Annotated in this window: 1 protein-coding gene; it reads left to right on the top strand. The window is 58.5% G+C overall.

Annotation, left to right across the window (positions count from 1 at the left end; all coding sequences use genetic code 11):
• On the top strand, positions 1-289 hold a 289-nt coding region (gene yidC / locus ACSIPU_RS31145; RefSeq protein WP_435322565.1), incomplete at both ends, for a membrane protein insertase YidC.

Here is a 289-nt window from a genome sequence, read left to right as displayed (position 1 = left end):
GTTTGTGCTGGCCGATGGCCAGGATGAGCTCGTTATCCCGCTGACCTACACTGACAAAGCCGGCAACGTCTTCACCAAAACCTTCACCCTGAAGCGCGGTGGCTATGCGGTGAACGTGGGTTACAGCGTGCAGAATGCCAGCGAGAAGCCTCTGGAAGTCTCGACCTTCGGTCAGCTGAAGCAGACCGCTGCGCTGCCGACCAGTCGCGATACGCAGACCGGTGGCCTGTCCACGATGCATACTTTCCGTGGCGCCGCGTTCTCCACTGCGGATTCGAAATACGAAAAA

It is taken from the genome of Klebsiella sp. HN106 (genome assembly GCF_051209435.1).
Taxonomy (GTDB): domain Bacteria; phylum Pseudomonadota; class Gammaproteobacteria; order Enterobacterales; family Enterobacteriaceae; genus Klebsiella; species Klebsiella oxytoca.
Note: the sequence above shows the minus strand (reverse complement) of the source record. Positions and strands in the feature narration are given on the sequence as shown.